Origin of the sequence: Streptomyces sp. ID05-39B, from assembly GCF_033794725.1 — a bacterium.
Classification (GTDB): Bacteria; Actinomycetota; Actinomycetes; order Streptomycetales; family Streptomycetaceae; genus Streptomyces; species Streptomyces bobili.
Map to the genome: position 1 here is coordinate 1 of NZ_JARGEF010000289.1, position 9518 is coordinate 9518.

At 69.6% G+C, this 9518-nt stretch carries 7 protein-coding genes; 3 read left to right on the top strand and 4 right to left on the bottom strand.

Features of this window, described 5'->3' with window-relative positions; translation table 11 throughout:
* Positions 1-341 precede the first annotated feature (341 nt).
* The gene (locus P1P75_RS36335; RefSeq protein ID WP_086770685.1) at positions 342-548 is read left to right on the top strand and encodes a DUF5999 family protein; all 207 of its coding nucleotides are present in this window, start codon (positions 342-344) and stop codon (positions 546-548) included.
* Positions 549-916: 368 nt separating this feature from the next.
* Complete coding sequence (locus tag P1P75_RS36340; protein ID WP_319263521.1) at positions 917-1957, top strand: LacI family DNA-binding transcriptional regulator; 1041 nt, start codon at positions 917-919, stop codon at positions 1955-1957.
* Between the two features lie 73 nt (positions 1958-2030).
* Here the strand turns inward: P1P75_RS36340 and P1P75_RS36345 are convergent, their stop codons facing one another.
* The 4 genes from P1P75_RS36345 to P1P75_RS36360 all read right to left on the bottom strand — a co-directional run bounded on the left by P1P75_RS36345 (position 2031) and on the right by P1P75_RS36360 (position 6350).
* Positions 2031-3083: an endo-1,4-beta-xylanase gene (locus P1P75_RS36345; RefSeq protein ID WP_319263522.1), complete on the bottom strand. Its 1053-nt coding sequence runs from the start codon at positions 3081-3083 to the stop codon at positions 2031-2033.
* 142 nt (positions 3084-3225) lie between these two features.
* The gene (locus tag P1P75_RS36350) at positions 3226-4056 is read right to left on the bottom strand and encodes a carbohydrate ABC transporter permease (RefSeq protein WP_086770688.1); all 831 of its coding nucleotides are present in this window, start codon (positions 4054-4056) and stop codon (positions 3226-3228) included.
* A complete protein-coding gene (locus P1P75_RS36355) occupies positions 4053-5051 on the bottom strand; it encodes a sugar ABC transporter permease (protein WP_319263523.1) in 999 nt (332 codons plus the stop codon). The genes P1P75_RS36350 and P1P75_RS36355 overlap by 4 nt, the downstream gene beginning before the upstream one ends.
* A gap of 6 nt (positions 5052-5057) precedes the next feature.
* Positions 5058-6350, bottom strand: coding sequence for an extracellular solute-binding protein (locus P1P75_RS36360; RefSeq protein WP_319263526.1), 1293 nt, complete (start codon positions 6348-6350; stop codon positions 5058-5060).
* A gap of 699 nt (positions 6351-7049) precedes the next feature.
* Here P1P75_RS36360 and P1P75_RS36365 point away from each other — a divergent pair.
* Complete coding sequence (locus tag P1P75_RS36365) at positions 7050-9005, top strand: amino acid transporter (protein WP_319263524.1); 1956 nt, start codon at positions 7050-7052, stop codon at positions 9003-9005.
* The last annotated feature ends 513 nt before the right edge of the window (positions 9006-9518 follow it).

Genomic DNA, 9518 nt, shown 5'->3' on the forward strand with positions numbered 1-9518 from the left:
ACCCGTTACGACAAGAGGGCCTACGTCTTCCACGGCACCGTCACCACCGCGGCGATCCGACTCTGGCTCCGACAGTGATCCGCCGGACAGAACCTAGCCCCATTCGACCAGCCGAAACCACCCGAAGTGACGGTGCGGTGGGAATGAACCGCCCGCGTGGGTGATGCGTCATGAACCTGTGAGGAGCGGTGCCGCGAAATCCCTGCGGATCGACGTCCGTAGGGCAACACTGGGTTCCGACCGACTTATCACAACGGGGGGCGGCCATGAACGACGTTTCACGCCGCGGGACAGACACGACACACCTTCCACACACCACGCCAGAGCGAGAGATCCCCTCCATGTGCCAGCACCAGCCACCGTGCCCGACAGCCGACTCCGCCGACCGGGAATCCGCCCGCCTCGCGGCGCACCACCCGGAACAGGGCTGGAGCCTGCTGTGCAACGGCGTCCTGCTCTTCGAGGACACCGGCGAGATCCTGCCCGACGGCCGGATCATCGCACCGCACCGCCCGCTGGCCGGCAGCCGGATCGTCACGGCCGCCTGAGCAGCACCCACCGCATGAGCAACACCGTATGAGAAGCACCATATGAACAGCACCGCTGATGCAGCACCGCTAATGCAGCACCGCCTGATGCAGCACCGCCTGATCAGAGCACGCTCGTGAGACCACCTGATCAGCACGCCTGAGCAGCACCGCCTCGGCACCACCCGGACGGCACCGACGAACGCCGTTCACCGCACCGCGGGGCCGGACCGCAGCCGCCGCTGCGCGCCGGCCCCGACGCCCGTCCAGGGGTGCTCACTCCCCGTAACCCTGCGGTTTCCCTCCAGTTCCTCTTCCCACAGGCCCTCGATTTCCGGAAGACTCCTGGAAGTTCCGGAGCACGGATCGGGCGAGCAGAGGTGGGCACAGTGGCGGCGGACGAGACGGCACCCGCGCCCCAGGGCAAGGTCACCATCACCGAGATCGCCCGCCGGGCCGGGGTCTCCGTGCCGACCGTGTCGCGGGTGGTCAACGGCCGTTCCGACGTCTCCCCCGCGACCCGCGCCCGCGTCGAGGACCTGCTGCGTCTGCACGGTTACCGCAAGCGCCCCGCCGCCCTCCCGTCCCGTGCCGCCCTGCTCGACCTGGTCTTCAACAACCTTGACTCACCCTGGGCCGTGGAGATCATCCGCGGGGTCGAGGAGGCCGCGCACGCCGCGGGGGCCGGCACGGTGGTGTCCGCGATCCACGGCCGCACCGGCGACGCCCGGGAGTGGATGCGCAATCTGCGGGCCCGCGCCTCCGACGGCGTCATCCTCGTCACCTCGGCTCTGGAACCGCCGCTGCACGAACAGTTGCGCATCCTGGGCGTCCCCCTGGTGGTCGTCGACCCGATGGGCTCCCCCGCCTTCGACACCCCGACGATCGGCGCCGCCAACTGGTCCGGGGGCCTGGCCGCCACCGAGCACCTGCTCTCCCTCGGCCATCGCAGGATCGGCCTGATCGCCGGGCCGCCGCGGCTGCTCTGCTCGCGGGCCCGCTTCGACGGCTACCGGGCGGCCCTGGAGGCGGCCGGCGTCGCCCTGGACGAATCCCTGGTCGTGCCCGGCGACTTCCACCCCGAGTCCGGTTTCACCGGCTGCAACGCCCTGCTCGATCTGGCCGAGCCGCCGACCGCTCTGTTCGCGGCCAGCGACCAGATGGCGCTCGGCGCGATCGAGGCACTGCGCCGGCGCGGCCTGCGCGTCCCTGAGGACATGAGCGTGGTGGGTTTCGACGACCTGCCCGAAGTGCGCTGGTCCGCACCGCCGTTGACGACGATCCGGCAACCCCTCGCCGACATGGGCCAGCTGGCCGTCCGTACGGTCCTGCGGCTGGCCCGCGGCGAGCGGCCTGACTCACCACGGGTGGAACTGGGCACGGAGCTGGTGGTGCGCGCCAGCACCGCACCACCGGCTCCCGCCCCCTGACGACGTCCAGCGGGCAGCTCTCACGTCGACGCCCCGCTTCAAGCGCCTCTGCTCAAGTCCCGCACCAGGACTTCTACTTCAACGCCTCACGGATCGCGTAGTACGCCGGCTTCGGCGCGAGCTGCTCGTCCCACGGCAGGGCCGCCCCTTCACCCGGGAAGAACGCGGGAATCCACGAATATTTGTCCGTGTAGTCCCAGATGGTGATGCCGGCACACCGCCGTACCGCAAGGCACGCCTCGGTCATGTCCCGGTACCAGTCGGCCTGTTGGGCGAGCTTCTCCTCGGTGGCGGGCAGCTCCATCCGTACGTCGACCTCGGTGAGCGCGGTGTCCAGGCCGAGCCGGGAGAAGCGGCGCAGGTTGTCCTCCAGGCTCGTCGGATAGCCGTACTGGAGGGCCAGGTGGGCCTGGAGGCCGAAGCCGTGCAGTGGCACCTTCTGTGCCTTCAGCTGCTTGGCGAGGGTGTAGTAGGCGTCGCTCTTGGGGCCGACGGCCTCGACGTTGTAGTCGTTGAGGTAGAGCTTGGCCCTGGGGTCGGCCTGGTGGGCCCAGCGCAGGGCGTCGGCGATGTAGCCGGGGCCGAGCGTCTTGTAGAAGACGGTCTCCCGGTAGGTGCCGTCCTCGTTGAACGCCTCGTTGACGACGTCCCAGGCGTAGACCTTGCCCCGGTAGTGGCGGACCTCGGTCTGGATGTGGTTCTTCAGGACGGCCCGCAGTTCGGGGGCCGTCCACTCCCGGTCGGTGAGCCAGCCGGGCAGCTGGCTGTGCCAGACGAGGGTGTGGGCGCGGACCTTCTGGTGGTTGGCGCGGGCGAGGTTCACGATCTCGTCGCCGGCGGAGAAGTCGAAGACGCCCTGCTGGGGCTCGGTGGCGTACCACTTCATGCCGTTACCGGGGGTGATCATGTCGAACTCGTCGCCGAGGATCTTCGTGTAGGGGGCGTCGGTGAGTTCGGGGTTGTCGGTGGCGCTGCCGAAGTAGCGGCCGTGGCGCTCGGCGAGGTCGGCGAGCGTCCGGGGTTTCTCGTGCGCCTGTGCGGCCGGGCCGGTGGCAACACCGGCGCTGACCAGGACGGCGGCGAGGACACCGGCGAGTCTGAGCCGGGTACGGGAGGTGCGGGGCATGGTGCGACTCCTCACGATGGGTGGTGTCGTGCGGCCTGCCGTCGCCTTCCCGTCGCGAGGCCGGGAAGCACCTCCCACGCCTTGAGGCAGTGGGAGAGGGAAGGCGACGCCAGGACATGGGGCCGTACGCCGCGGGCGCGCGTCATCCCTTCGTGGCGCCGGCGGTGAGGCCGCCGACGAGCTGGCGCTCGGCGACGGAGTAGAAGGCCAGGGCGGGAACCATGGCGAGCACGAGATACGCGAAGACGCGGGCGTACTCGGCCGAGTACTGGCCCTGGAACTGCTGCACGCCGATGGGGATCGTCCACCAGGTGGAGTCGGTGAACACCAGCAGCGGCAGGAAGAAGTTGTTCCAGCTGGCCACCACCGCCAGGACGGAGACCGTGCCGAGGGCGGGGCGGGCCATGGGCAGCAGGATCCGCCAGAAGAAGGCGAGCGGGCTGCAGCCGTCGAGAGTGGCCGCCTCCTCCAGCTCGGGCGGGATCTGCTGGAAGAAGCCGCGCAGGATCACGATGGTCATCGGCAGCCCGAAGGCGGCCTGCGGCAGGATCACGCCCAGCGGGTTGTCCAGCAGCCCGAGCTGGCGCAGCAGCAGGAACAGCGGCAGGGCCGCCACCGCGAAGGGGAACATGAGCCCCAGCGTGAACAGGGTGAACAGCACCTCGCGGCCGCGGAAGGCGAACCGGGCGAAGGAGAACGCGGCGAGCGCGGACACAGCGACCACCACCACCGTCGTACCGATCGCGATGAGCGTGCTGCTGCCGACGAGTTGCCAGAAGGCGGCGGTGCCGAGGATGTCGGTGTAGTTGGAGGTCACCCACGACTCGGGCAGGCCGATCGGGTTGCGGGACAGCTCGTCGGTCGTCTTGAAGCCGGACAGGACGGCGTAGACGAGGGGGACGGCCATCGCCGCGCCGACGGCGACGAGGACGAGGTGCAGCGGAAGGTTTCGGCCAGTCTTGCGGTCGCTCATGCGCCGCCTCCTCTCAGGGTCGTGGTGGCCCCCTCCAGGTCGCGGCGCAGGACGAACCTCTGGTAGGCGAGGGCGAAGACGAGGCTGATGACGAACATGGCGACACTGATCGCGCTGGCGTATCCGACCTGGTAGCGCTTGAAGCCGTACTGGAACATGGTCACGGCCATCGTCTCGGAGTGGTGGTCCGGGCCGCCCGCCGTGGTGACCCAGACCAGGTCGAACAGCTGGACCGAGCCGATGATGGACAGGAACACGCTGATCCGCAGAGTCGGTGCGAGCAGCGGCAGCGTGACGTGGCGGAAGCGCTGCCAGGGGCCGGCGCCGTCGATGAGCGCGGCCTCGGTCAACTCCGCCGGGATGGACTGGAGTCCGGCCAGGTAGAGCATCATGTGGAAGCCGAAGAACTTCCACGTCATGACGAGGAAGAGGGTGGCCATGACCGTGGACGGGTCGGCGAACCACTCCCCGCCCAGGCCGTCCAGACCGACCGCGCCCAGCACATGGTCGGCGAGACCCTGGTCGGGCGCGAAGATCATGGCGAACAGCACGCCGGTGATCGCCTCGGAGAGGATGTACGGCGCGAAGAACAGCATCCGGTAGACCGCCCGGCCGCGGATGCGCTGGTTGAGCGCGACCGCCAGGGCAAGCGCGAACGGCAGCTGGACCACGAGCGAGAAGACGACCAGGAGCAGGCAGCGCCACAGGTCACCGAGGAAGACCGGGTCGTCGAGGAGACGGGTGAAGTTGTCGACGCCGATGTAGTTCTCGGGCATGCCGAAGCCGCCCCAGCGGAAGAACGAGGCGTACAGCGCGAACAGCATCGGCAGCAGCACCAGTACGCCGAACAGCACCAGGGCCGGCACCTGGAAGGCGACGGCGGTGAGCCAGTGGCGGGTGCGCCGCCGGCCCCGCCCCCGGGCCGCTTCTGCGGCCGGGGGCGGGGCACCGGCGTCCGGGCCGCTGCGCTTGTCCGGAAGGTAGGTCGAGGTCATTGCGGGCTACTGCTCTTCCTTCGCGACCTTGGTGATCGACTGGGCGACCTGTGCGGATGACTTGGAGCCGGCGATGAGGGCGGCGACGCTGTCGTTGATCTCCTGGCCCACGGCCGGCGCGTACGCCTGGTCGAGGTAGAGCTGGAAGCCGGTGGCCGCCTTCAACTGGGTTTGTACGGCCTTGAGGTTGGGGTCGGTCAGCGCGCTCTCGGCGGCGGGCACCACGGGCAGCACACCGGTCTCCTTGACCAGTGCGCTGTCGGTGGCGGCGGAGGCGAAGAACTTCAGGAAGTCGACCGCTTCCTGCGGGGCACCGGCGCGCAGGGCGTGCCCGCCGCCTCCGCCGAACACCTCGGTGAGCTTGCCCTGTCCGCCCTCGACCTCGGGGAACGGGAAGAACCCGAGGTCGGCGCCGAGGCCCTTGCCCGCGTCGGCCTCCACGACCGGGGCCCACTGGCCCATGAGTTCCATCGCGGCCTTGCCGTTGCCGACGGAGGCGGCCTGGCCGGTCGGGCTGGAGTAGGCGGCGCCCAGGAAGCCCTTCTGGAAGGGCTGGAGGTCCACCAGGTCCTGGAGGTGCTGCCCCGCCTGGACGAAGCCGTCCCCGGTGAAGTCCTTGTCCTCGTCGGCCTTCTGGAGGGCGTCGAGTCCGGCGGTGCGCATCGCGAGGTAGGCCCAGTAGTACATGCCGGGCCACTTCTCCTTGCCCGCCAGGGCGATCGGGGTGATGCCGGCGGCCTTCAACTTCTTTACGGCGTCGAGGAATCCGCTCCAGGTGGTGGGCGGCGCGCTGACGCCGGCCTGCTTGAAGAGGGCCTTGTTGTACCAGAACCCGATCATGCCGATGTCGAAGGGAATGCCGTAGGCCTTGTCGCCCAGCAGGTACGGCTCCTTGGCGACCGGCAGCAGACCGTCCGCCCAGTCCTTGGTGCGGCCGGTGAGGTCCTCGACGAGCCCGGCGTCGACCTGCTGCTGCAGAACACCGCCGCCCCACGTGTGGAAGATGTCGGGCAGCTTCCCGGAGGCGGTCAGCGCCGTCATCTTCGACTTGTAGGCGTCGTTCTCGAGTTGGACGATCTTGACCTTCACCTTGGGGTTCTGGGCCTCGAACTGCTTGGCGAGACGGGCCCAGACGTCCTTGGTCGGCTGGGTGGTGGAGATGTTCCACCACTCGATGGTGGTCGTCCCCGACGATCCTCCGTCCGAGTCGCCGCCGCAGGCACTCAGTGCCGTCATGCCCACACCGGCCGCGGCGGAGGCCGCCAGGAAGCCTCGTCGGGAGAGTCCCGGGTCGCCCATCATGCGCTCCTTGGGGTACGGAACGGCCCCCACGGCCGTCCTGAGATCGAAAGTTTCGGTATGAATCCAGAAAGCTTCGCTGCTGCCGCACCCTAGAGACAGCGCTGGACGAGTGGCAACCCCTTGAACACAGAGAAATTTCCGCACTTCCGTCAGACAGGCGACAGATCCAGGGTTCGAAACATTCGGCTCACCTGACGAACATTACGGAGCGGACTGTAGAGGCCCGTCCGGGGAGGGACAAGACCGCGCGTCGGGCGCTGCCGGCGGATCGAGAAATGCCCGCGCCCCAGCCGCCGTTCAGCCACCCCTCGCGAGCACAGGCTGGGTTCGCCGACGTCCACGCCCGACGTTCACGCCCGACGTTCACACCCCGGCGTTCGCACGAGAAGCGGCGGAGACGCCGCAGACGTCCGTGGCCGCACCACCGGGCGACCACCCAACGAGCCCGCCGATGACACCCCGTAGCCGCCGACACCTCGACCCCACCCCGCCTCCAGCAGCAGAAATTGCCATGAACCACCCGCTTTCAGCCCATCACCCTCCACCACGCCAGTCTTAACGGAAGCTTGACGCCGCACGCCCCGAGATCCGTGGGCCCATGCGTCACTCTCCGCTTACGCTGATGCGGCCGTCCGCGTCATGGCCGGAAACCGCAGGTCGATCCCCACACGCCGAGCGCACATCAGGAGCCCGCCGATGGCCACCACCGAGCACCCGCAGCCCAGTCGCCTGCGCGCCTGGACGCTGGAGGGCCTGTCGGACATGGGTCGGGGCGGCGGCCACCAGGGTCCGCACGCCGTACCTGAACCGGCCGACAAGGGCCGGCCCTGGTACCGGGTGATGTGCCTGACCGGCGTCGACTACTTCTCCACCCTCGGCTATCAGCCAGGCATCGCGGCCCTCGCGGCCGGCCTGCTCTCACCGGTCGCCACGATCGTGCTGGTGGTCGTCACCCTGGCCGGCGCCCTGCCGGTCTACCGCCGGGTCGCCGAGGAGAGCCCGCACGGCGAGGGCTCGATCTCCATGCTGGAGCGGCTGCTGCCCTTCTGGAAGGGCAAGCTGTTCGTCCTCACGCTGCTCGGCTTCGCCGCCACCGACTTCCTGATCACCATCACCCTGTCCGCGGCGGACGCCTCGACCCACCTCGTGGAGAACCCGCACCTGACGGACGCGCTGCACGACAAGCAGGTGCTGATCACCCTCATCCTCGTGGCCCTGCTCGGCGCGGTCTTCCTCAAGGGCTTCCTGGAGGCGATCGGCGTCGCCGTCGCCCTGGTCGGCGTCTACCTAGCGCTGAACGCGGTCGTCGTAACGGTCGGACTGTGGCACGTGGCCACCGAGAGCCATGTCGTCACCGACTGGTCGAACGCCCTGACCGCCGAGCACGGCAACGTCTTCGTGATGATCGGCGTCGCCCTGATCGTCTTCCCCAAGCTCGCGCTCGGCCTCTCCGGCTTCGAGACCGGCGTCGCCGTCATGCCACACGTCCAGGGGGACCCCGGGGACACCGAGGAGCGGCCGGCCGGCCGCATCCGCGACACCAAGAAGCTGCTCACCGTCGCCGCCGTCATCATGAGCTGCTTCCTGATCGCCACCAGCTTCGTCACCACCCTGCTCATCCCGGAGAAGGAGTTCGAGCCCGGCGGCGCAGCCAACGGCCGTGCGCTCGCCTTTCTCGCGCACGACTATCTGGGCAACATCTTCGGCACCGTCTACGACGTCTCCACGATCGCCATCCTGTGGTTCGCCGGCGCCTCCGCGATGGCCGGCCTGCTCAACCTGATGCCCCGCTACCTGCCCCGGTACGGCATGGCCCCGCACTGGGCCCGCGCCGTACGGCCCATGGTCATCGTCTTCACCCTGGTCGCCTTCCTGGTCACCTGGATCTTCGACGCCGACGTCGACGCCCAGGGCGGCGCCTACGCCACCGGCGTACTGGTACTGATCAGCTCCGCCGCGATCGCGGTGACCATCGCCGCCCACAAGGCCGGACAGCGCAAGGGGACGATCGGCTTCGCGGTCATCTCGGCGGTGTTCCTCTACACGACGGTCGTCAACGTCATCGAGCGCCCCGACGGCGTCAAGATCGGCGCCTGCTTCATCGCCGGCATCATCCTCGTCTCCCTCCTGTCCCGCCTGGCCCGCGCCTTCGAGCTGCGCGTGACGAGCGTGACCCTGGACCCCTTGGCGGAACGCTTCGTCCGGGACATGGCCAGCCGGAAGATCCGGTTCATCGCCAACGAGCCCGATCAGCGCGACCAGGCCGAGTACCGCGACAAGATCGAGCAGATCCGGCAGGACAACGACGTGCCCGAGCAGGAGGACTTCGTCTTCGTCGAGGTGACGGTCCTGGACCCCTCCGAGTTCGAGGCAGGTCTGACCGTACGCGGCGAGGTCCTGCACAGCCGCTACCGCGTCCTCACGCTCGAGTCCTCCGCCATCCCCAACGCCCTGGCCGCGCTGCTCCTCCACGTCCGTGATGCGACGAACCGCACCCCGCACATCTACTTCGAGTGGACCGAGGGCAACCCGTTCGCCAACTTCCTGCGCTTCTTCCTCTTCGGCCAGGGCGAGGTCGCCCCCGTCACTCGTGAGGTCCTGCGCGAGGCGGAACCGGACCGCACCCGCCGCCCCCGCGTCCACGCGGGCTGACACCTTCCCGGCCGACGGCCCCCACAGAGCGGCGGACCGCGAACCGGCCCGCCGCTGGAACGCACCGAGAAGACCGGCACCACCGGCGCCTGCCTCGGCCCGCCACGGACCCCGCAGCACCACCCGTCGACCGACCCCGCAACTCCCGTCCCGGCACCCGGCTGACCGTCCCCACGTCTTCGGTCCCGGCACCCCGCCGACCGACTCCATAGCTCCCGTCCCGGCACCCCGGTCGGCCCGCAGGCCAGTACCCACCGGCCGGGGCCACGCGCCATCCCCTACGACGCGAACCCGGCCGACGACAGCGGCCGTGAGCCCCCGCCGGAGCTGCGGCGCCGGTCCAGCCGTCCGCCAGCCAGTGGCCCCCCGGCTCGGCCCGGCGCCCAACCGCGACAGCGGCCATGGACCCCACCGCCAGTACCACGCCGAGCCGCAGCTCCGGCGGGGGCTCACGGCCGCTGTCGTCGGCCGGGTTCGCGTCGTAGGGGATGGCGCGTGGCCCCGGCCGACGAC

Bases quoted from the DNA above. Each gene is read 5' to 3' on its own strand.
- P1P75_RS36360 (WP_319263526.1), bottom strand. From the start codon at position 6,350: ATGGGCGACCCGGGACTCTCCCGACGAGGCTTCCTGGCGGCCTCCGCC.
- P1P75_RS36355 (WP_319263523.1), bottom strand. From the start codon at position 5,051: ATGACCTCGACCTACCTTCCGGACAAGCGCAGCGGCCCGGACGCCGGT.
- P1P75_RS36350 (WP_086770688.1), bottom strand. From the start codon at position 4,056: ATGAGCGACCGCAAGACTGGCCGAAACCTTCCGCTGCACCTCGTCCTC.
- P1P75_RS36335 (WP_086770685.1), top strand. From the start codon at position 342: ATGTGCCAGCACCAGCCACCGTGCCCGACAGCCGACTCCGCCGACCGG.
- P1P75_RS36365 (WP_319263524.1), top strand. From the start codon at position 7,050: ATGGCCACCACCGAGCACCCGCAGCCCAGTCGCCTGCGCGCCTGGACG.
- P1P75_RS36345 (WP_319263522.1), bottom strand. From the start codon at position 3,083: ATGCCCCGCACCTCCCGTACCCGGCTCAGACTCGCCGGTGTCCTCGCC.